Annotated in this window: 21 protein-coding genes; 8 read left to right on the top strand and 13 right to left on the bottom strand. The window is 60.6% G+C overall.

Annotated elements, in window-relative coordinates:
• Positions 1–127 precede the first annotated feature (127 nt).
• From HU770_RS11660 to lpdA, 3 genes are all read right to left on the bottom strand, one after another.
• Complete coding sequence (locus HU770_RS11660) at positions 128–937, bottom strand: IclR family transcriptional regulator (protein ID WP_033702422.1); 810 nt, start codon at positions 935–937, stop codon at positions 128–130.
• A 146-nt stretch (positions 938–1,083) separates the two neighbouring features.
• Positions 1,084–1,890, bottom strand: a complete 807-nt coding sequence (locus HU770_RS11665) for a shikimate dehydrogenase (RefSeq protein WP_186655521.1) — start codon at positions 1,888–1,890, stop codon at positions 1,084–1,086.
• A gap of 162 nt (positions 1,891–2,052) precedes the next feature.
• Entirely contained in the window at positions 2,053–3,453 is a 1,401-nt protein-coding gene (lpdA, locus tag HU770_RS11670; protein WP_186655526.1) for a dihydrolipoyl dehydrogenase, read from the bottom strand.
• Between the two features lie 208 nt (positions 3,454–3,661).
• Here lpdA and cfaB point away from each other — a divergent pair, with 208 nt between their 5' ends.
• A complete protein-coding gene (gene cfaB / locus HU770_RS11675; RefSeq protein WP_186663701.1) occupies positions 3,662–4,846 on the top strand; it encodes a C17 cyclopropane fatty acid synthase CfaB in 1,185 nt (394 codons plus the stop codon).
• A gap of 67 nt (positions 4,847–4,913) precedes the next feature.
• Here cfaB and cls read toward each other — a convergent pair whose 3' ends face one another.
• Complete coding sequence (gene cls / locus HU770_RS11680) at positions 4,914–6,353, bottom strand: cardiolipin synthase (RefSeq protein ID WP_186663702.1); 1,440 nt, start codon at positions 6,351–6,353, stop codon at positions 4,914–4,916.
• Positions 6,354–6,484: 131 nt separating this feature from the next.
• Between cls and HU770_RS11685 the strand changes: the two genes are divergently transcribed.
• Complete coding sequence (locus tag HU770_RS11685) at positions 6,485–7,012, top strand: DUF3617 domain-containing protein (RefSeq protein ID WP_186663703.1); 528 nt, start codon at positions 6,485–6,487, stop codon at positions 7,010–7,012.
• On the opposite strand, the gene folE2 is transcribed toward HU770_RS11685, so the two are convergent.
• Positions 6,996–7,901 carry a GTP cyclohydrolase FolE2 gene (gene folE2 / locus HU770_RS11690; protein WP_186663704.1) on the bottom strand — a complete coding sequence of 302 codons (906 nt, stop codon included), beginning with the start codon at positions 7,899–7,901 and terminating at the stop codon, positions 6,996–6,998. The genes HU770_RS11685 and folE2 overlap by 17 nt on opposite strands.
• Before the next feature lie 24 nt (positions 7,902–7,925).
• Positions 7,926–8,306: a hypothetical protein gene (locus HU770_RS11695; RefSeq protein WP_047582508.1), complete on the bottom strand. Its 381-nt coding sequence runs from the start codon at positions 8,304–8,306 to the stop codon at positions 7,926–7,928.
• Between the two features lie 115 nt (positions 8,307–8,421).
• Here HU770_RS11695 and zigA point away from each other — a divergent pair, with 115 nt between their 5' ends.
• From zigA to HU770_RS11710, 3 genes are read left to right on the top strand one after another with little or no spacing between them, the layout of a single operon-like run.
• Positions 8,422–9,630: a zinc metallochaperone GTPase ZigA gene (zigA, locus tag HU770_RS11700; protein WP_047582510.1), complete on the top strand. Its 1,209-nt coding sequence runs from the start codon at positions 8,422–8,424 to the stop codon at positions 9,628–9,630.
• On the top strand, positions 9,627–10,253 hold the full coding sequence (locus HU770_RS11705) for a DUF1826 domain-containing protein (protein WP_186663705.1): 627 nt from the start codon (positions 9,627–9,629) through the stop codon (positions 10,251–10,253). Before zigA ends, HU770_RS11705 begins: the two co-directional genes overlap by 4 nt.
• 40 nt (positions 10,254–10,293) lie before the next feature.
• Positions 10,294–11,265, top strand: coding sequence for a CobW family GTP-binding protein (locus tag HU770_RS11710; RefSeq protein ID WP_186663706.1), 972 nt, complete (start codon positions 10,294–10,296; stop codon positions 11,263–11,265).
• On the opposite strand, the gene HU770_RS11715 is transcribed toward HU770_RS11710, so the two are convergent.
• Entirely contained in the window at positions 11,266–11,658 is a 393-nt protein-coding gene (locus tag HU770_RS11715; protein ID WP_095063947.1) for a DUF3301 domain-containing protein, read from the bottom strand.
• Between the two features lie 120 nt (positions 11,659–11,778).
• Here HU770_RS11715 and pdxY point away from each other — a divergent pair, with 120 nt between their 5' ends.
• Entirely contained in the window at positions 11,779–12,651 is an 873-nt protein-coding gene (gene pdxY, locus HU770_RS11720; RefSeq protein ID WP_186655539.1) for a pyridoxal kinase PdxY, read from the top strand.
• Here the strand turns inward: pdxY and HU770_RS11725 are convergent.
• Complete coding sequence (locus HU770_RS11725; protein ID WP_186655542.1) at positions 12,648–13,133, bottom strand: acyl-CoA thioesterase; 486 nt, start codon at positions 13,131–13,133, stop codon at positions 12,648–12,650. The genes pdxY and HU770_RS11725 overlap by 4 nt on opposite strands.
• 321 nt (positions 13,134–13,454) lie before the next feature.
• On the opposite strand from HU770_RS11725, the gene HU770_RS11730 reads away from it, so the two are divergent.
• Positions 13,455–15,215 carry a cation:proton antiporter gene (locus tag HU770_RS11730; protein WP_186663707.1) on the top strand — a complete coding sequence of 587 codons (1,761 nt, stop codon included), beginning with the start codon at positions 13,455–13,457 and terminating at the stop codon, positions 15,213–15,215.
• Between the two features lie 101 nt (positions 15,216–15,316).
• Here the strand turns inward: HU770_RS11730 and HU770_RS11735 are convergent, their stop codons facing one another.
• The 5 genes from HU770_RS11735 to zwf form a co-directional block, all read right to left on the bottom strand.
• Complete coding sequence (locus HU770_RS11735) at positions 15,317–15,724, bottom strand: SMI1/KNR4 family protein (protein ID WP_033702408.1); 408 nt, start codon at positions 15,722–15,724, stop codon at positions 15,317–15,319.
• Positions 15,725–15,838: 114 nt separating this feature from the next.
• On the bottom strand, positions 15,839–16,693 hold the full coding sequence (locus HU770_RS11740) for a TIM44-like domain-containing protein (RefSeq protein WP_033702407.1): 855 nt from the start codon (positions 16,691–16,693) through the stop codon (positions 15,839–15,841).
• A gap of 149 nt (positions 16,694–16,842) precedes the next feature.
• Entirely contained in the window at positions 16,843–19,026 is a 2,184-nt protein-coding gene (uvrD, locus tag HU770_RS11745) for a DNA helicase II (RefSeq protein WP_186663708.1), read from the bottom strand.
• Between the two features lie 107 nt (positions 19,027–19,133).
• Positions 19,134–19,451, bottom strand: coding sequence for a hypothetical protein (locus HU770_RS11750; protein ID WP_186655559.1), 318 nt, complete (start codon positions 19,449–19,451; stop codon positions 19,134–19,136).
• An 88-nt stretch (positions 19,452–19,539) separates the two neighbouring features.
• A complete protein-coding gene (gene zwf / locus HU770_RS11755; RefSeq protein WP_186663709.1) occupies positions 19,540–20,982 on the bottom strand; it encodes a glucose-6-phosphate dehydrogenase in 1,443 nt (480 codons plus the stop codon).
• Positions 20,983–21,085: 103 nt separating this feature from the next.
• Between zwf and hexR the strand changes: the two genes are divergently transcribed.
• Positions 21,086–21,952, top strand: coding sequence for a transcriptional regulator HexR (gene hexR, locus HU770_RS11760; RefSeq protein WP_027592102.1), 867 nt, complete (start codon positions 21,086–21,088; stop codon positions 21,950–21,952).
• Positions 21,953–22,056: the final 104 nt, after the last annotated feature.

The raw sequence follows: 22,056 nt of genomic DNA on the forward strand, positions 1-22,056 counted from the left end.
AAAAGCATTCCATTTATGATTTTGATCGGCAGGAGTCAGCGCGCTTGGTTTGACGCATTCGACAGCAGAGCTTGAGGAGAGGAGGCGGCCACGTCGGATGACAGGCCGCGTTCGATCGGTGGTCCGATCAGCCGGTCTGATCGGTGATCCGGGAGGTCATCATCGACAGCTTGGGAAGACTGTCCAGACTGATTGCGGTGATTTCTTCGGCGGCCTCGAACAATGCCGCTTTGAGAGCCTGCATACGCTCTTGGGTCAAGCGAACGCTTGGGCCGGCTATGCTGATCACGCCGATGACGTGTCGCTGCGAATCGAGGATTGCGATAGCCATCGCCGCCGCGCCAATTTCAAAACTCTCGTCAACTGACGCATAGCCTTGATCACGTGCGAGCTGCAGGTGTTTAAGCAGCTGGTCGATCGTGGTCGCTGCGTTGGGCCCATATTCACCGGCTTTGGCCAGGCCTTGACGGTAAACCAGCTCCAGCGCGCGTTCGTCACTCAGACAGCTCAACCAAGCAAGCCCCGACGCTGTACAGCAGAGTTTGGCTTCGGCACCGGCATCAGGGTCGTAGCGAAGCCCGGAGCGCGTGCCTTGCGCTTTGGAGATCCACACCAGGTTGTCGCCATCGACAATGCTCAAACGCACCAGTTCGCCAGACACACGGGCTAGGCGTTCAAGGATCGGTTTGGCGAGGTCGACGATGTCGCTCTGGGACAGGTGCTTCAGTGCAAGCGATACCACCTTGAGGGCGAGAACATAATTACCGTGCTGAGGGTCTTGGCGCACAAAACCCTGTTCAACCAAGCAATTAAGCATGCGGTGAGTGGCGCTCGGCGGAATGTCCAAGGCTTCGGCAACTTGCTGAAGAGGCAGCCCGGTGCGTTTCCCGGCCAATAGCTCAATAGCGTGCAGGCCGCGTTCCAGCGCATTGCTCATAGTTGTTCCTTGATGTGTGAGAGATGAGCTCCCGTAGAAAATGCATTGAAGGCTACCCATGACGCGTTGCAAAAGAAAGGGATGCCTATATTGACGCCAGCGTACAGGGGCCGCCAATCAGGAGTTATGTGCACGCTGTTAAGGCCTCAGATTCTGAAAAACTTCCTGTAGCAGCCCAATTGCTCACTCAGCATGTAGCTGCCTGGATGCACAGGGTGCCCCAGCGCTTGCGCCTCGCTTAGCAGGCGAGTCTCAACGGGTTGCATGATGATGTCTGCCACCAGCGTTCTGGGGGCCAGGGCAGCCAGATCAACAGGAAGCGGGTCTTCATCCGAGAGCCCTAACGGCGTTGCGTTGATAACGATATCGGCTAGCCCGAGGTGCTGGCGCTGAGCGACCTCACATCGCCCCGGCCAATGTTGGTCCAGCCTGGAGAGCAGTGCATCGGCTTTGACGGTATCCGGTTCTTGCAGAGATAACTGGCCGATTCCTGCTTGCAGTAATGCGACAGCAATCGAACTTCCCGCACCCCCACCTCCGGCCAGTACGACACGCTTGCCGGCCAGCGCGTACCCCTTGCGCTGCAGGCCCAGGACAAACCCTGTCCCGTCGAAGTTGTCAGCTTCCCATACGCCTTGTTCGTTGCGCCGCAATGCGTTGGTGCTGCCGGAGACCTGGACGGCAAGGCTGACCTCATCGGCAAATTCGCGAGCGGCAAACTTGTGAGGAATGGTGATCAGCATGCCCGAGAAATTTTCCATCGCTTGCAGGCCGCGTATTACCGTCGCGAGCTGTTCAGGCCGGGCATGCACTGCAATCATTACCGCGTCCACAGCTTGCTCAGCGAATACCTTGTTGAGCAGCTGCGGGGCCTTCACTTGCTTTACCGGGTCACCTACGACCGCAAAGATTCGGGTATTGCCTGTAGGGCTGGGTATCAACAATTGGGACATTGAGTTCTCCGTGGGTAGGCCGCGCCAGCGTTGCAGCACAAACTTATCACACGGATATCGGAATATCATTCCATTTAAGAAACAGATTCCTTTATGGTGGGCAAATGTGGATAGCGAAGAGTGTCAGGCAATGCCGGGGCCGCATTGCCTGAGCGCGATCTGTCAGATCTGCATTGCCATCCCGTCCACATTCATCGCCGCCTGGCGCAAGGCCTCGGAGCGGGTCGGGTGTGGGTGGCAGGTGAGGGCGATGTCTTCTGCCGAAGCCGAAAACTCCATGGCTACGCAGAACTCGCCGATCATTTCGCTGACGCTCGGGCCCACCAGGTGCACGCCCAGTACTTCATCGGTGTTTGCGTCGGCAATGACCTTGGCGAAGCCTTCGGTCTCGTGGTTGATCTTGGCGCGGCTGTTGGCGCTGAAGGGGAACTTGCCGACCTTGTAGGCGCGCCCTTCGGCCTTGAGCTGTTCTTCGGTCTTGCCCACACTGGCCAGTTCCGGGCGGGTATAGATGACGCCGGGGATGAGGTTGTAGTTGACCTCATGGGCCTTGCCGGCGATGCGCTCGATGCACGATACCGCTTCATCTTCGGCCTTGTGCGCGAGCATTGGGCCAGAGGTGACATCGCCGACCACCCAGATGCCGGGCACCGCACTGCGGTGGTGGTCATTGCTCAGCATGCCGCGCTTGTCGGTCGAAAGGCCCACGCTTTCCAGGTTCAGGCCCTGGGTGTACGGGCGGCGGCCGATGGCCACCAGCACATAGTCGGCTTGCAGGGTTTGTGCGTCGCCACCGGCGGCGGGTTCCAGGGTCAGGCTGACGCCATCGGCCGACGGCGTGGCTTGTGTCACCTTGCTGCCGAGCTTGAAGCTCATGCCTTGCTTGGCCAGGGCCTTTTGCAGGGTCTTGGCGGTTTCTTCATCGGTGCCCGGGCAGATGCGGTCGAGGTATTCGATGACGGTGACCTGGCTGCCCAGGCGGCGCCAGACCGAACCCAGCTCCAGGCCAATCACGCCGGCGCCGATGACGATCAGGTGCTTGGGAACCTGGGGCAGGGACAGTGCACCGGTCGAGTCGATGATGCGTTGGTTGTCGATGGTCACGCCTGGCAGGGGTGTGGGTTCTGAGCCGGTGGCAATGACAATGTCCTTGGCCTGCAGCGTGGTTTCGCTGCCGTCTTCGGCCTTGACCACGACCTTGCCAACGCCATCCAGCCGGCCCCAGCCCTTGACCCAGTCAACCTTGTTCTTACGGAACAGGTACTCGATGCCCTTGGTCAGGCCGGTCACGCTCTCGTCCTTCTGTTTCATCATCTGGGCGAGGTTCAAGGTCGGCTTCACTTCGATGCCGAGGTGGGCGAATTCATCGCCGCTGGCGGCCTCGTACAGCTCGGATGCATGCAGCAGCGCCTTGGATGGCATGCAGCCAACATTGAGGCAGGTGCCGCCCAGGGTCGAGCGGCCTTCTACACAGGCAACACTCAGGCCCAGTTGGCCTGCACGGATTGCCGCGTTATAGCCGCCAGGGCCACCGCCGATGATCACCACGTCATAGGATTTCATGGGTTCCACTCCAGGATGAAGAAGCGCGAGAGGGGCACAAGGTTAGTCTGTGTGCTTAGAATTGTATACAATCTGCGTGTTTTTCATGTCGGTTGGTTCTAGACCATCGTCGCGTTTAGCCCAAAATCTACAGCTATGAACTACCCTGACTCCGTGGCGTCCGAATTTATGAGGCGTGGCGCCCCGTTACCTGAAGGGAGGGTCATTGATGCTTGCGCAACTTCCACCTGCGTTGCAGAGCCTGCATTTACCTTTGCGTCTGAAGTTGTGGGACGGCAACGAGTTCGATCTTGGGCCGAGCCCGCAAGTGACGATCCTGATCAAGGAGCCTCAGCTGATCAGCCAGTTCACCCACCCAAGCCTTAACGAGCTGGGTGAGGCCTTCGTTGAAGGCAAGCTGGAGCTCGAGGGTGATATCGGCGAGGTTATTCGCGTGTGCGACGTACTCAGCGAGGCCCTGCTGAGTGACGATGACGATACGACGCCACAGCGTATTGCCCATGACAAGGACACCGACGCCGAAGCCATTTCCTATCACTACGACCTGTCCAATGCGTTCTACCAGTTGTGGTTGGACCCGGACATGGCCTACTCCTGTGGTTACTTCCGTGAGGCGGACAACACGCTGGCCCAGGCCCAACAGGACAAGTTCGACCACCTGTGCCGCAAGCTGCGCCTGCAGGCGGGTGACTACCTGCTGGATGTGGGCTGTGGCTGGGGCGGCCTGTCACGCTTTGCCGCACGTGAGTACGGTGCCAAGGTATTCGGTATTACCTTGAGCAAGGAGCAGCTCAAGCTGGCCCGTGAGCGGGTGAAGGAAGAGGGGCTGGCCGGGCAGGTCGACCTGCAGATTCTCGACTACCGAGACCTGCCCCAGGATGGCCGTTTCGACAAGGTGGTCAGTGTCGGCATGTTCGAACATGTCGGGCATGCCAACCTGCCTTTGTATTGCCAGAAGCTGTTCGGTGCGGTGCGTGAAGGTGGCCTGGTCATGAACCACGGCATCACCGCCAAGCATGTGGATGGGCGACCGGTAGGGCGGGGGGCGGGTGAGTTCATCGACCGTTATGTCTTCCCCCACGGCGAGCTGCCGCATCTGTCGATGATCAGCGCCAGCATTTGTGAGGCGGGGCTTGAGGTCGTCGATGTAGAAAGCCTGCGCCTGCATTACGCCAAGACCTTGCACCACTGGAGCGAGAACCTGGAAAACCAGCTGCATCGTGCGGCGGCCATGGTGCCGGAAAAGACCCTGCGCATCTGGCGGCTGTACCTGGCCGGTTGTGCCTACGCCTTCGAGAAGGGCTGGATCAACCTGCACCAGATATTGGCCGTGAAACCTTATGCCGATGGCCGCCATGACCTGCCATGGACCCGTGAGGATTTGTACCGCTAGGCTGAGTGTTTCACGTTCGACCACACATACCAGGGGCCGCTATGCGGCCCCTGGTTATTAGTGCCTGTTAAAGAATCGGCGAGATCAACCGAGCAATCCGCATCCCTAGTTGTTGCAGGCGATGGGTATCCAGGCTGTCCTCCGCAGTGATCTCCCGAGCCTGCTCGAAGTCGTTGGCCAACATGGTTTGCACCTGATCGGCAAATGCACGGTCCACCGTCAGCAAGGTGATCTCGAAGTTCAGGCGGAACGAACGGTTGTCCAGGTTGGCACTGCCGATCGCGCTCACATCGTCATCCACCAGCACCACCTTCTGATGCAGAAAGCCTGGCTGGTAGCGGAACATGCGCACACCGGCGCGTACCGCTTCGAAGGCAAACAGGCTGGAGGCGGCATAGACGATCCGGTGGTCGGGCCGTGACGGAATCAGGATGCGAACATCCACCCCCCGCAGCACCGCCAAGCGCAAGGCGGCGAACACTGCCTCATCGGGGATGAAGTAGGGGCTGGTGATCCATACCCGACGCGTAGCCGAATGGATCGCTTCAAGGAAGAACAGCGAGCAGGTTTCCTGCGGGTCCGCTGGCCCGCTGGCAAGCGCCTGGCACAACACGCCGTTCTCCGGGTAGGTGTCGGGCAGGATCAACGGTGGCAGTTGGCGGGTTGCCCAGTACCAGTCCTCGGCGAACGACTCCTGCAAGCAGGCCAGCACGGGCCCACCGATTTGCACGTGGGTATCTCGCCAAGGCGACAGTTGCGGATGCGCACCCAGGTACTCATCACCCACATTGTGCCCGCCAATGAAACCGACCAGGCCATCCACCACCACGATCTTGCGGTGGTTACGGAAGTTCACCTGAAAGCGGTTGAACCAGCCACGGCGCGTGGCGAAGGCATGAATCTCCACACCACCCGCTCGCAGCACCTGGCTATAGCTTGCCGGCAAAGCATGGCTACCGACCCGGTCGAAGAGGACGAACACTTTCACCCCTTCGGCCGCTTTGCGCAGCAGTAACTGCTGTAGCGCTTTGCCCAGGTTGTCGTCGTGAATGATGAAAAACTGTACCAGCACCACTTCGCGGGCTTGATTGATTGCGGCGAAGATGGCATCGAACGTCGCTTCACCATCGATCAACAGCTTTACCTGGTTGTTCGCTAGGCAGGGCATGCGTCCGAGCTTTGGCATGGCACGCAACGCAGCATAGCTTTCGGACTCGCGGGCGGTGAGCGCCTCTTCTACCCACGGGCGCCAGTTGAGGTTGGCCATGGCCACGTGCATTTCCTGGTTGGCTTGGCGCCGTGCCTTGATGTAGGCATAGAAAGAGCGAGCGCCGAAGATCAGGTAGGGGATCAAGGTCAGGTAGGGAATGAAGACCAGTGGCATGGCCCAGGCAATCGCACCTTGGGCGGTACGCACGGTGAACACTGCATGCAGTGCGGCGATGATGCCCAACAGGTGAATCAGGCCGAGCACATAACCGAAGAAGTAGGGGCTGTGGTAATCCATATGCATCCTGCTTGCCGAGTACACTGTGGGTAACAGAACACGTTCCCGGTCCGGCTTGCAACCTGCAGGTGGATTTGGCGTCTAAGGCTCAGCCCGGCCCGTTGGCCGGTTTATTCCAGGAGCGTTTGCCCATGAAGATTCGTCTGCCACTGTTGGCGTTGGCCCTTGGCCTGAGCAGCCCGTTGGTGCATGCACAGATGTTGCAGCCCGGCTTGTGGGAGCTGACCACCAGCAACATGCAGGTCGATGGCAAGCCGTTACCCGACATGGCGTTCATGCTCGGCCAATTGAAGAACCTGCCGCCGGAGCAGCGCGCCATGATGGAGGGCGTGTTGGCCAAGCAAGGGGTGACAGTGGGGGGTAATGGGGTGCGCTCGTGCCTGACGCCAGAGCAGGTGGCAACCAATGATATTCCGCTGCAAGACCCTAAGTCGGGCTGCACGCAGCAGATTACCGACCGCACTGGCAACGTATGGAAGTTCCAGTTCAGTTGCCCCAAGGCCCAGGGCACTGGCCAGGCTACCTTTCTGAGTGACAGAGAGTTCACCACTCAGGTCAGCGGTACGTTCAATGGGTCTGGTGTGCAGCAGCAAGGCAGCATGAACACCCGTGCGGTCTGGCTGGGCAATGACTGCGGGGCGGTCAAACCGCGTAGCTGATTTGCCACTGCCATTGGCTGGTGGCGACTGCGTCGTGGGCATGCAGGCTCTCTGCATGTTCCACGCGCAGTTTGAAGGCAGTGGCCCATTTCAATTGTCGTAACGACTGGTGCAACTGTCGTGCGGCGTCTTCGCAGAACATCAAGTTCTGTCCGTTGGCCAACGCGAACGCTTGTTCATCTGCGCGCTTGACCGCAGTTTGCACGGCAGTTCCCAGGCTGGCCTCCACACGGTTGATCAACTCGGTCACCGGCAGCTCCAGCACATTGCTTTTCAAGCGCACGTGAATTTGAGCGCTACTGCGCTGACTATGGGGCGTCGCCACGATGCCCTGGCTGCTACCAAGCCACGCCATCACCCTGTCCTTATCCACCTGCTGCTCGGCAAAATCCGCTTGGAATTGTTGTTGAATCAGCTGCCTGGCAAGCGCAGCCGAACATGGGCATGTGGATGAGTAGGGCACGGAAACAAATAGTTCCACGTGGAACATCTCACTTTCGATGCGTGCATCGAGAGTTACTGGATAGCTTTTCCAGCCTGCCAACGGGCTGACCAAGGCCGGCCGTTTAAGCAGGTGGTCGAAGGACAGGCGTAGGTAGGCCGCTGATGAGAGCCCTTCATGGCTGTTCAGAAAATCAGCCAATAGCTGACGAATAACCAGCGCGGTGAGTGGCTGACCTTCCAGTGATTCAAGTGCCAGGTAAAGGCGCGACATGTGGATGCCGCGTGAGCTGCCGTCCACCAGGCTGACACCTGCGTCGACCTTGGCTGCGGCGATACGGCCCTCGAATTGCACCGGCAAGTCAATGCCACACATGCCCACCCAGTCCAGCGGTAAGGCGTGCTGCTGGGCTTGGCTGGCGATATCGGGAAGCTTGAGCTGGGTCATGGGTAATTCCAAATGAAAAGGCGATCAGCGGCAACCGCCAAGCAAGCTGCAGTGCAGGTTGAAGCGCTGCCCGCTGGAGCTGGAAACACGGTTCAAGGTGGTCCATCCGATGCGGCGGCTATAGCCCACCCACGCTTCGCCATCGCTTGCCAGGCCCGTGTAAAAGGTCAACGTGCCGTAGCGGCTGTTGGTCTGTGCCCACAAACGGCGGCTTTCGTAGTCGTAGCCACGTAGATAAAACGTGCTGCCTTCGGTGCGTACGCTGTAGTAACTGCCCTTGCCGTCCTGGCAGGCCAACAGGGTTGCGCTGCGGGTGCACAGCGCCAACGGGTTGCCCTGTGGCATGGCCGACAGTACCGATGGCACAACCAGCAATAGCAATAACACCGCACGCGACGGCTTCATATTTCATCTCCGGGGAGCATTCATCCGACGAGAACAGCTTGGCGAAATTGTATTGTTACTTTATAACATTATGCAATGCATCGTTTCGAATGCCTTCGCCTGAAGAGGTTTCGCCATGTCCAACCGTCTCCCCGTTACCGTTCTGTCCGGCTTCCTTGGTGCCGGCAAGAGCACCCTGCTGAACCATGTGCTGCGTAACCGCGACAACCTGCGAGTCGCGGTGATCGTCAACGACATGAGTGAAATCAACATCGATGCCAGCGAGGTTCAGCGTAACGTCAGCCTCAACCGTGCTGAAGAAAAGCTGGTGGAGATGAGCAATGGGTGCATCTGCTGCACGCTGCGTGAAGACCTGCTTGAGGAGGTTGCGCGGTTGGCTGAGGAGGGGCGCTTCGATTACCTGTTGATCGAGTCCACCGGGATCTCGGAGCCGTTGCCGGTGGCCGAGACGTTTACCTTTCGCGACGAGCAAGGCCGTAGCCTCTCCGACATGGCGCGCCTCGATACGATGGTCACCGTGGTCGATGGCCTGAACTTTCTTCGCGACTATCAGGCGGCAGACAGCCTGGCCAGCCGTGGCGAAACCCTGGGTGAGGACGATGAGCGATCGATCAGCGACCTGCTGATCGAACAGGTCGAGTTCGCCGATGTGCTGCTGTTGAGCAAGATCGACCTGATCGGCCAGCACGAACGGGAAGAGCTGATCGCCATTCTGCGCAGCCTCAACGCCAGGGCGCAGATCGTGCCCATGGTCATGGGCGAGGTACCGCTGGCGCGTATCCTCGACACCGGCCTGTTCGACTTCGACCAAGCCGCGCAGGCGCCCGGCTGGTTGCAGGAGTTGCGCGGCGAGCACGTTCCGGAAACCGAAGAATACGGCATCGCCGCCAGCACATGGCAGGCTCGGCGTCCGCTTCATCCACAGCGCTTTTTCGACTTTATCCACACCCCTTGGACCAACGGTAGGCTGCTGCGCTCGAAAGGTTTTTTCTGGTTGGCCAGCAAGTATCAAGAGGCCGGCAGCTGGTCGCAGGCAGGTGGCATGATGCGCCATGGCATGGCTGGCCGCTGGTGGCGATTCGTGCCGCGTGAACAGTGGCCACAGGATGTGGATAACACGGCGGCAATACTGAAAAACTGGGCCGTCGAGAGCGGTGACTGCCGCCAGGAGCTGGTGTTCATCGGGCAGAATATTGACTTCGAAAAGTTATCCACAGAGCTGCAATCATGCCTGTTGACGGATGAAGAAATGGGCCTGGGGCCGATGGGCTGGCTGCGCTTGCCAGATCCGTTCGGTCCTTGGCACGAGGAGGCGGCAGCATGATCGTCGCACACAAGCCTGTGGATATCTTTCAGGTGTCGGGTGACTCGCCGCAAGTACTGACCGAAGTTCTGCAGGACAATGTGAACCTGGCGGTATGGCGTCGGCGCATGCCGGCTCAACTGGAGGATTTCGCCCAGCTGGTCGTCAGCCTTGGTCAACCCCTGGCTGACCAGCGGGTAATCGATGTGGACGAACAGCAGGCACCGGCGTTACCGGGCTTGTTGCATGAAACCGCAGACTTGCAGGGTTATGAGAGCTTTGTCGCCGACGTGGCCTGGCTGGTGGCCGCCTATACCTGCCTGCTCGGCGCACGACGGTTGGGCTTGCGCCTGCGCGTGCTGGATGCACCGATGTGCCCGCGCTTTCATGTGGACCACGTGCCGCTGCGCTTGCTCACAAGCTACGCGGGGCCGGGCAGTGAATGGCTGCAGGAAGGTGCGATAGGCCGGCGTGAACTGCACCAGGCAATGCCTGCTGTGGATAACATTCAACGGCTGCAGGCGGGCGATGTGGCCGTGCTCAAAGGCGAAAAATGGCAAGGCAATGAGGGCGCCGGGCTGGTGCATCGCTCGCCATCCGGGCACCAACGGCGCTTGCTGCTGAGCCTTGACTGGTTGGCGTGACGGCGCATAGTGAGGCCTACCTCCAGCCCGAAGTCATGCCATGTTGCAGAACATTCCTACCCACGTGATTGCCGGCCCACTGGGCGCCGGCAAGACCACATTGATCCGCCATTTGCTGGCGCAGCGCCCGCCTGACGAACGTTGGGCCGTGTTGATCAACGAATTTGGCCTGGTGGGGCTCGACGCTGCGCTACTCAGCCGCGATGAAGACGGCATTGCCATCGGCGAGGTCGCAGGGGGCTGCCTGTGCTGTGTCAACGGCATGCCGTTTCAGGTTGGCTTGGGCCGGTTGCTGCGCAAGTCTCGGCCTGATCGGCTGTTCATCGAGCCTTCCGGCCTCGGCCATCCCTTGCAGTTACTCACCCAACTCAAGCAGGCCCCTTGGGCAGGAGTGCTGACAATCCAGCCGCTTTTGATGGTTGTGGACGCACAGAAAATGGCACGGGGCGAGGCCCTGCCTGAGGCTCAACTGCAGGCTTTTGATGCTGCCAAGGCTGTGGTTTTCAACAAGTCAGAGGCTGTGGATGAATGCCATAGGTTGTTGATAACTAAGAAGTTTAATGAAAAAGATATACTGTGGGCCAGCCACGGAAACCTACCACTTTCGGTGCTTCCCGTTTCATCCACAGGGGCTATTTCCACTGAATATGTGGATAACAGGATTGTCGACAATCTTGGAAATACCCCCGCAGCCCTATGGAATAGGCCCGATGAGCCTATCTGCCTGGTGCAACAAGGTGAGGGGGGCTGGAGTATTGGCTGGCGCTGGCATCCGAGTCGGCAGTTTTATCCACAGCGGATTCGGGCGTTTTTACACGGCTGGCCATGGCTCCGTGCCAAGGGAGTTATCCACACTGCGCACGGCTGGCAATCATTCAATGGGCTTGAGGGTGTGCTGCCGGACTGGCAGCCGAGCGACTGGCGCAGGGATACGCGCATCGAGCTGATTTTTGCTCAAGCTCAACCGCAGCCGGCTCTGCAGGCCGGTTTGAGGGAATGCCTTGGCGTCTGATCAGTTGCGCCAGCGGTTATGCTCTTGGCGCCACTGCTGCATCTCGATGACATTGTCGGTGCGTGGCGGCGTCTTGATCTCGAACGGGTAGGGCGCCAGTTCGATCTGCACGCTGTGGGCACCGAACTGGGTCACCGTGCCTGGGTGGCGTTGCTCGCCGGTGACGGTGAACTCGAAGGCGTAGATCCGCGCCAGGCGCTTCTTGCCGTTGGCATCACGAACAAAGCCGATGCGCTTGAGGGCGACGGCATCGTCCAGCAGTTCTAGGTCGAGCTTGGCGCAATGCTGCTTGACCCGCTCCAGGGCTTTTTCGCGCAGCCCATGGTTATGCCACAACCAGGCGCCTGCCGTGGCTACCAGCATCAGGACGAAGACATTCTCCAGGGTCAACATTTGCATATGCTCCAAACAGGTCGAACCAGCTTAACTGCGTCCCTGGCCTGTCGTACAGGTGGCAATCGAGTTCATACTGCGCTGCGCACAATCCTTGAAACAGCTTTGGAAATCTCCCGCATGAAACGTACCCCGCACCTGCTCGCCATCCAGTCCCACGTGGTGTTCGGCCACGCCGGCAACAGCGCCGCGGTGTTTCCCATGCAGCGTATCGGGGTCAATGTCTGGCCGCTCAATACCGTGCAGTTCTCCAATCATACTCAGTATGGCCAGTGGGCTGGCGAAGTGCTTGCTCCCGCGCAAATTCCTGCGTTGGTGGAAGGTATTTCCAACATCGGCGAACTGGGCCACTGCGATGCGGTGCTGTCTGGCTACCTGGGCAGTGCTGAACAAGGGCGGGCGATCCTGGCTGGTGTCGAACGCATCAAGGCGGTGAACCCCAAGGCGTTGTACCTGTGCGACCCGGTCATGGGCCACCCTGAGAAAGGCTGCATCGTGCCGCACGAGGTCAGCGAGTTTCTGCTGGAGGAGGCGGCCGCCAAGGCGGACATCCTTTGCCCTAACCAGTTGGAGCTGGACAGCTTCTGTGGCCGCCGCGCACAGTCGCTGGAAGATTGCGTGCAGATGGCGCGCAGCCTGCTCGCGCGTGGGCCGCAGGTCGTCGTGGTCAAGCACCTGGCCTACCCGGGGCGCGCCGAAGACCAGTTCGAGATGCTGCTGGTGACGGCCGAGCAAAGCTGGCACCTGCGTCGCCCGCTGCTGGCGTTTCCGCGTCAACCGGTGGGGGTGGGCGACCTGACCTCGGGCCTGTTTCTGGCCCGTGTATTGCTCGGGGACAACTGGTTGCAGGCGTTCGAGTACGCTGGCGCTGCGGTACATGAAGTACTGCTCGAAACCCAGGCCAGCGCCACCTACGAGTTGCAGCTGGTGCGGGCCCAGGATCGCATCGCCCACCCGCGCGTACGCTTCGAGGCGCAGCGCCTGGCGTACTAGTTGGCGTCGGTTTTCAGATCCTGGTAGCGCTTTTCCAGCTCTTGGCGGATCTGCCGGCGCTGCTGGCCCTGCAGGAACCGGCGCTTTTCCTCGCTGCTGTGCGGCTGGCGCGGCGGCACCGCTACCGGGCGGCGGTTGTCGTCGACCGCCACCATGGTGAAGAAGCAGCTGTTGGAGTGACGCACGGAGCGTTCGCGAATGTTCTCGGTCACCACCTTGATGCCCACCTCCATCGAGGTGTTGCCGGTGTAGTTGACCGACGCAAGGAATGTCACCAGTTCGCCGACGTGCACGGGTTCGCGGAAAATCACCTGGTCGACCGACAAGGTCACCACGTAGCTGCCGGCATAACGGCTGGCGCAGGCATAGGCCACTTCATCCAGGTATTTGAGCAGGGTGCCGCCGTGCACGTTGCCGGAGAAGTTGGCCATGTCCGGGGTCATCAGGACGGTCATGCTCAGCTGGGCGTTTCCAGGTTCCATAGTGTGCTCACGGTGTGGTTGCGCTGAATCGGGGCGGGTATCTGCTGACACTTCTGTTTCCCCTCTTTGAGTTTGCCTTCCTGGTACGGGACGTTGGCTGACGCTCCGTCGTCACGCTGATCACGCCATCGGCAGCGCTTAACCTGCCGATCTGTTTCTACATATTGCACCGACGTTGAGCGGCGGGGTGCGATGTTAACCTGAGTACGCCCATGCAACATGGGCTTTCCTGCATTCAATACAGTATGTACTTGCTGCTCGCTCGGTTTGCCTTGGCAGAGGAGCGGTCTGCCCGGGCATCGAGAAAAGGAGAATCGCGCCATGCATGCCATCAGCTTCATCCAGGACCTGGCAGTGATCATGCTGGTAGCCGGGGTGGTCACGATTATTTTCCACCGGCTCAAGCAGCCCGTGGTGCTGGGCTACATCGTCGCCGGCTTCATCATCGGCCCGCACACGCCGCCATTTGGCCTGATCCACGACGAAGACACCATCAAGACCCTGGCCGAGCTGGGGGTGATCTTCCTGATGTTCTGCCTGGGCCTTGAGTTCAGCCTGCGCAAGCTGTTCAAGGTCGGTGCCACGGCGTTTATCGCGGCGTTCCTGGAAATCGTGCTGATGATCTGGATCGGTTTCGAGATCGGTCGCTGGTTTGGTTGGAACACCATGGACGCGTTGTTCCTCGGCGCCATCCTGGCCATCTCCTCGACGACCATCATCGTCAAGGCACTCAACGACCTGAAGATGAAGAACGAGCGCTTCGCCCAGCTGATTTTCGGCGTGCTGATCGTCGAGGACATTCTGGGTATCGGCATCATCGCCTTGCTGTCGGGCATCGCCGTCAGCGGCACGGTCAGCTCTGGCGAGGTGTTTTCCACGGTCGGCAAACTGTCGCTGTTCATGATCGTCGCGCTGGTCATCGGCATTTTGCTGGTGCCGCGTTTGCTGGCATATGTGGCGAAATTCGAAAGCAACGAGATGTTGCTTATCACCGTGTTGGGCCTGTGTTTCGGTTTCTGTTTGCTGGTGGTGAAGCTGGAATACAGCATGGTCCTTGGTGCCTTCCTGATTGGCGCGATCATGGCCGAGTCGCGTCAACTGCTGAAGATCGAACGGCTGATCGAACCGGTACGCGATCTGTTCAGCGCCATCTTCTTTGTCGCCATCGGCCTGATGATCGACCCTCAAGTACTGATCGACTACGCCTGGCCGATCGTGGTCATCACCGTGGCGGTGGTGCTGGGCAAGATGTTGTCCTGTGGCATGGGAGCGTTTATCGCCGGTAATGACGGCCGCACTTCGCTGCGGGTTGGCATGGGGCTTTCCCAGATTGGCGAGTTCTCTTTCATCATCGCTGCGCTGGGCATGACGCTGCAGGTAACCAGCGATTTCCTCTACCCGGTGGCCGTGGCGGTTTCGGCAATCACCACGCTGCTGACGCCTTACCTGATCCGTGCGGCCGACCCGCTCTCGCTGAAACTTGGCAAGGTGGTGCCCAGCCGTCTGGCGCGTGTGCTGTCGCTGTATGGCGAGTGGTTGCGCAACATCCAGCCGCAGGGCGAGGGTGCCGTGCTTGCGGCGATGATCCGGCGCATCCTGTTGCAGGTTGGCGTCAACCTGGCGCTGGTGATCGCCATCTTCTTCAGCGGGGGCTACTTTGCCGGGCGCATTGGCAATTGGCTCAGCGAGTGGGTCGCCGATATCAGCCAGCAAAAGGCGATGATCTGGGGCGCGGCGTTGCTGCTGTCGCTGCCCTTCCTGATTGCGGCGTATCGCAAGCTCAAGGCGCTGTCGATGCTGCTGGCGGAAATGGGCGTTAAGCCTGAAATGGCGGGGCGCCATACCCAGCGAGTGCGGCGGGTGATCGCCGAGGTGATCCCGCTGCTGTCGTTGCTGGTGATCTTCTTGCTGCTGTCGGCGCTATCGGCCAGCATCCTGCCCACCAGTGAACTGCTGCTGGTGATTGCGGTAGTGGCGGCGGTGGTGGTGGCGTTGCTGTGGCGTTGGTTCATCCGCGTGCATACCCGCATGCAGATTGCCTTGCTGGAGACGCTGGAGAACAGCCGCGAGAATACGCATTGAGGCAGCAAGGCTCACTGCGCAAGATTTCACCGTCGTCCGAGGGGGTGGAGCGGTAGCGATGTCGCCAGGCGTAGAAAGCCTGGCGACTTGTAGGCGCGCGATCAGCTTTCCAGCCACACGTCCCGCGCCCAGTGCCACACCGATTCCCAGCTGTCTTCACCCACGATCTCGTCTTCGGCATCCCACAGCACTACCGTGCCGTCTTCCTCGACGCAGTAATAGTTATCACCGTCCTGGCAAATCGGGATCAGGTCGCGTGGCACGCCAGCATCCCAGGCATTGGATGCAACGTCCGGCAGGTAGGTATGCGATTGCGGGTCGGTGATCGTGACCGGTTCGAGCGAGCCGTAGACCACATCACTGACGGTCAGCAGGAACTCCTTGAACACAAAGGGAATGTTGATGAACAGCTGTTCTTCGACTTCCACCAGCTGATCTTCATCGGGAAGCTCCAAGGGCACCGGTACCGGCTCATTGGCTTCACGGAGTTGTTCGATCACTTCTTCCACGGTTCACTTCCTCTGACCTTGATGACAACGCTGCGCGTTATACCCTAGTAGGCCGCTGTGGCAAAAGCAAAAACCCCGGGACAGAGCCCGGGGTTTTTGTACAACGCGTGTCGGTTAACCGTTTTGACGGATACCGGCGACCAGCCAAGGCTGGTTCTCGCCCTGGGCGCGAACCATGTGCCAGCTTTCGCTGAACACTTCGCCCTGGTCGAAGCGCGAGGTCTTCGACACGCCACGGAAGGTCAGAGTGGCGTCGGTACGGTCGGCGCGATCATCGACACCATCCAGCTGTACTTCGAGGTTGTCGATGTAGGTAGCCTGGAAGCCATCACCCAACTCGGCGCGCTCGCGCTTGAGGAACTCGAGCATCTGCGGCGTGACGAACTCGGCGATCTTGTCCATCTCGTTGGCATCCCAGTGCTGCTGCAGCGACTGGAAGTGGCTTTGCGCGGCGGCCAGGAAGCTCTGCTCATTGAACCAGGCCGGCGCTTTGATCACCGGAGCGGCTGCGGCAGCAGGTGCGGCCGAACCACCGAAGACCGACGGCTGGGCAGGCTGGCCGTGAGCTTCACGCTGGAACGGCGCATGGCCAGGTGCGGCCATTTGCGGCTGCTGCTGGCGGCGACGCGCGGCAATGAAGCGGAACACCAGAAACGCGATCAGGCCCATGATCAGGAAGTCCATGATCTGCATGCCTTGGAAGCCGTCCCCCATGAACATGGAGGCCAGCAGGCCACCGGCGGCGAGGCCGGCCAGTGGGCCCAGCCAGCGCGAAGCACCGCTGGCGGCGGCCGGCGCACGGCCAGGTGCGGTCGGCGCGGCGGCAGGCGTGGTTGGCGTGGCCTGGCGGGTCTGGTGAATAGGCGCGGAGCCCGAGCTCTTGCCGCCGCCGAAACGCTTGGCGCTGGCGTCCAGGCTCAGCGTCAAGCCGACGCAGAGCGCCAGAGCGATGCTAAGAAAACGTTGCATAAGTGGGATATCCCCTGTTGTGGATTGCACGCGCGTCATGGTGCACAGGTTCCCGGGCACATGACCAGCGACATAATGTTTCGAGCTTTTGCCTGAATGTTACAAGCGTGCCTGTAACCGCCTGTACGCGGGGCTGCCCGCGTACAGCCTCAGATGGCCTCCAGCTTGGCATACCCCAGCATCAGCCACTTGCTGCCTTCGGCAAAGTTCACCTGTACCCGTGCCTGGGCGCCAGAGCCCTCGAAGTTGAGTATCACCCCCTCGCCAAACACCGCATGTTGCACGCGCTGGCCGAGGTTGAAGGCGGTCTGCGGAATATTGGCATTGGCGAACAGGTTGCTGGTGGCGACCTTTGCGCCGCCGAACGGGCGGCTGACACTGTTGGACAAGCGCACTTCCTGAACCAGACCTGGCGGAATCTCGCGTACGAAACGCGACACTTTATTGTAGGTCTCGCTGCCATACAGGCGACGTGTTTCGGCATAGGTCATGACCAGCTGGCGCATGGCACGGGTAATGCCCACATAGGCCAGGCGGCGTTCCTCTTCCAGGCGGCCAGGCTCTTCCAGGCTCATCTTGTGCGGGAACAGCCCTTCTTCCATGCCCACCAGGAACACATAGGGGAATTCCAGGCCTTTGGCGCTGTGCAAGGTCATCAGCTGGATGCTGTCTTCATGTTCATCGGCCTGGGCGTCGCCCGCTTCGAGCGAGGCGTGGCCGAGGAAGGCCGAGAGCGGCGAGAGGTCGGCGTCTTCGTCGCCGGCCTCGAAGTTGCGCGCTGCGCTGACCAGTTCCTCAAGGTTTTCCACCCGTGCCTGGCCCTTTTCACCCTTTTCTTCCTGGTGATAGATGATCAGGCCGGACTGTTCGATGGTGGTCTGGGTCATGGTATGCAGCGGCATGTCCACGACCTTGGCGGCCAACCCCTCGATCAGTTCTATGAAGGCACCCAACGCACTGGCAGCACGGCCCTTGAGGGCCTTGGCGGCGAGCAGCTGGCACATGGCTTCCCACATCGACAGCTGGCTGTGGCGGGCGTGATCGCGAATGGCTTCGACGGTTTTTTCGCCGATACCGCGCGGCGGCACGTTGATTACCCGCTCCAGCGCCGCGTCGTTGCCACGGCCTTCGAGCAGGCGCAGGTAGGCCATGGCGTTCTTGATTTCGGCACGTTCGAAGAAGCGCTGGCCGCCATAGATGCGGTAGGGGATGCGTTCGCGCAACAGGGCTTCTTCCAGCACCCGCGACTGGGCGTTGGAACGATACAGAATAGCGATTTCGTTGCGCGCATTGCCTTGCTTGACCAGGCTCTCGATGGTTTCTACCACATAGCGCGCTTCATCGTGTTCGTTGTAGGCCGCGTACAGGGTCAGCGGCTCGCCTTCGCCCATGTCGGTCCACAGTTCTTTGCCCAGGCGCCCGCTGTTGTTGGCGATCAGGGCGTTGGCCGCCTTGAGGATGCCGCCGGTGGAGCGGTAGTTCTGCTCCAGGCGGATCATTTCGGCGTCTGGGAAGTCGGCTGTGTACTGGTGGATGTTCTCGATCTTGGCGCCGCGCCAGCCATAGATCGACTGGTCATCGTCGCCCACCGCCATCAGGCTCTGGCCGCCGCGCGCGAGTAGGCGCAACCAGGCGTACTGCACGGCGTTGGTGTCCTGGAACTCATCCACCAGCACATGGCTGAAGCGGCGCTGATAGTGCTCCAGCAGCCCGGGGTGATCGCGCCACAGGTCGAGGGCGCGCAGCAGCAGTTCGGAGAAGTCGATGACCCCAGCGCGTTCGCAGGCCTGTTCGTAGGCGGTATAGACATCGCGCATGGTCGACAGGAACAGGTCACCGCCGGGCTGGATATGCTGAGGGCGCAAGCCTTCGTCTTTCTGGCCGTTGATGAACCATTGAGCCTGGCGTGCCGGCCACTTTTGTTCATCCAGACCGAGCTCGCGCATCACCCGCTTGACCAGGCGCTGCTGGTCGTCGCTGTCGAGAATCTGGAAGTTCTGCACCAGCCGGGCTTCCTGCCAGTGAGCCCGCAGCAAGCGATGGGCCAGGCCGTGGAACGTGCCCACCCACATGCCGGCCGGGTTTATCCCCAGCAACTGCTCGATGCGCTGGCGCATTTCTGCCGCGGCCTTGTTGGTGAAGGTCACCGACAAGATCGAATGCGGCGAGGCCTGCTCGACCTGGATCAGCCAGGCGATGCGGTGCACCAGCACGCGGGTTTTACCGGAACCGGCGCCGGCAAGCACCAGTTGACGCCCAAGCGAGGCGGCTACGGCCTGGCGTTGGGCGTCATTGAGGGAGTTCAGCAGGAGGGAGAGGTCGTCTGTGCGCATCCGGCCATTCTAGGGGCAGGCTGGTTACGGGGCAAACGCCTACTGTATGAATTTCCACCTTTACGTGCTGTCGCTCATCCGGATTGGCCTACAGCACCCTGCCAGACTCAGTTGATTGCTACCCGGTGGCCGATCTCGACCATTTGCGAACCTTCGGCGTGAATGATCTCCAGCCGCTTCCACGAAGTCCCGCCTTCGCGCCTGAAGAATACCGGCTTCTGGGTCAGGACCTGCGGGTTGATGCCCCCCTTGTCCTCCAGTTTCAGCTGAAGCACTTCCCAGCCACCTTTGTGGCGAATCTTGGGCGCCACCAGAACGGGTTCGATGCCTGGGTGAGCAACGGTCACCGTTCCCTGAACTTCGAAGCAGACCGGTTCGCCTGGCACTTCGCTGTTGTACGCATAGAGGTTTTCGATTTTGCTCATGATGGATCCCTTTGCAGTTTGAGGTGTGCGCCAGCAGGCGCAGCGCTACTGTCTCTGCTCCAAAGGGGTAATGGGATCGGGCAGGCTTTCAGCCATGCCAATGGCTGCCGTGCCTGGCCAGCAGGCTGTTGGCCTGCTCCGGCCCGTTACTACCGGCGGCGTAATGGCGCGGGGCCTGAAAGTGCTCTTCCCAGCCTTTGATGATCGGGTCTATCCAGGCCCAGGCCGCTTCGACTTCATCGCGGCGCATGAACAGCGTCGAATCACCTTCCAGCACGTCCAGCAGCAGGCGCTCATAGGCTTCCCAGCGGCGGGTCTGGCCGAATACCTGGGCCAGGTTCAGGTCCAGGTCGACCGGCTCCAGGCGCATGCCCTTGCCTGGGCTCTTGGTCATCATGCGCAGGCTGATGCGCTCTTGCGGCTGTAGCTGAATCAGCAGCTGGTTGACCTGGCCGCCGTTGAACAGCTCATGCGGCACGGGCTTGAACTGAATGACGATCTGCGACGAGCGGCGCGCCATGCGCTTGCCGGTGCGCAGGTAGAACGGCACCCCGGCCCAGCGCCAGTTATCGACGTGAGCGTGCACGGCCACGAAGGTTTCGGTGTCGCTGTCGTTGTCCACGTCCTTCTCGAAATAGTAAGCGGGTACTTCCTGGCCGCCGATGTGCCCGGCACCGTACTGCCCGCGCACGGTCTTGTCCTGCACGTCCTGGCCGCAGATCGGCTTGAGCGCCCGCAGAATCTTCACTTTCTCGTCGCGCACGGCCTCGGCCTCGAACTGCGCCGGCGGCTCCATGGCCACCAGGCACAGCAACTGCAGCAGGTGGTTCTGCAGCATGTCGCGGGTCGCGCCGGCGCGGTCGTAGTAGCCGCCGCGGTTCTCAACACCCAGGGTTTCGCAGACGCTGATCTGTACGTGGTCGACCTGGCTGTTACGCCATACTGGCTCCAGCAGGGCGTTGGCGAAGCGCAGGGCCATCAGGTTCTGCACCGTCTCCTTGCCCAGGTAGTGGTCGATACGGAACACCTGGGCTTCTTCGAACACCGCTCCGATCGCCTCGTTGATGGCTGTGGCGGACGCCAGTGAATGGCCGATCGGCTTTTCCAGCACGATACGGGCTTCGGGGTCGGCCAGGCCGGCGATGCGCAGGTGGTTGGCGATGGGCACGAACAGGTTGGGGGCGGTGGCCAGGTAGAAGATGCGGGTCAGCCCGCCGGGCTCGCCGAGGTAGCGAGCCACCCGGCCGAAATCGGCACTCTGCGAGGCGTCCATCGGGAAGTAGTCGAGCCGGGCGGAGAACCGTTGCCAGACCTCTTCGTCGAAGTCGTTGCGCGCGATCTGCGCCCGGCAGTGGCGCTCGGCGAGCTTCAGGTAGTCGTTACGTGGCAGGTTGCGCCGCGCCAGGGCGATGATCCGCACCGCGTTGTTCAGACGAGCCTCGCGAAACAGGTGATAGAGCGCCGGGAGCAATTTGTGCAAGGCCAGATCGCCGGTGCCACCGAAGACCAGAATGTCGCAAGGAATAGTCAAACCACCACTCTCCACGTTCGTTTAACTGGGCGGGTTGGCGCCCATGTAGTATAACTACAAGAAAGCTACATCCCGGCCAGCCGATCATAACCGAGTCCAGCCCGTGAATCTGTTGCAACATATCGCCCAATCGCGCCACCTGCTGCGCAAATCGGAACTGAAAGTAGCCGACCACGTGCTGCTAGACCCGGCTGCCGTCATGCACAGCTCGATGGCCGACCTGGCGCACAACGTGGGTATCAGTGAACCGACCATCGTACGTTTCTGCCGGGCGATTGGCTGTTCAGGCTTTCAGGACCTCAAGCTGAAACTCGCGCAAAGCCTGGCCGCCGGGGCCAGCTTTGGGCAGTTCGCGATCCATGAAGACGACTCGGTAGCCGATTACAGCCTGAAGATCTTCGACACTACCTTGCATACGCTGATGGAGGTGCGCGAGCACCTCGACCCACAAGCGCTGCAGCAGGCCGTGAGCGCCATGGCCCAGGCGCAGCGGGTAGAGTTTTATGGCTTTGGCGCATCGGGCGCGGTGGCTGCCGATGCCCAGCACAAGTTCTTCCGCCTGCTGCTCAGCGCGGCGGCCTATTCCGACCCGCACATGCAGGCCATGTCGGCGGTCACCTTGAAGCCGGGCGACGTGGCGGTGTGCATCTCCCAGTCGGGCCGTTCCAAAGACCTGCTGATTACCGCCAACCTGGTGCGTGAGAGTGGCGCCAACCTGATTACCCTGTGCCCGAGCGCCACCCCCTTGGCCGAGCTTTCGACCGTCAACCTGGCCATCGATGTGCATGAAGACACCGAAATCTATACGCCGCTGACCTCGCGTATCGCCCACCTGGTGGTGATCGATGTGCTGGCCATGGGTGTTGCCATGGCGCGTGGACCGAGCCTGGTCAACCACCTCAAGAGCGTGAAGCGCAGCTTGCGCAGCCTGCGCCTATCGCCCAAGTCGATCAAAGCCACCGACGATTGACTTGCGGCGTCTGCGCGGGCCTCATCGCCTGCGCAGGCAGGCAAAATTCACCATTTTGTAACCGCCCTGGCGCAAAACCGTAAACTCCCGAAGCCAGTCTGAAA

It is taken from the genome of Pseudomonas sp. SWRI68 (assembly GCF_014269165.1).
In the GTDB taxonomy this organism is placed as follows: domain Bacteria; phylum Pseudomonadota; class Gammaproteobacteria; order Pseudomonadales; family Pseudomonadaceae; genus Aquipseudomonas; species Aquipseudomonas capeferrum.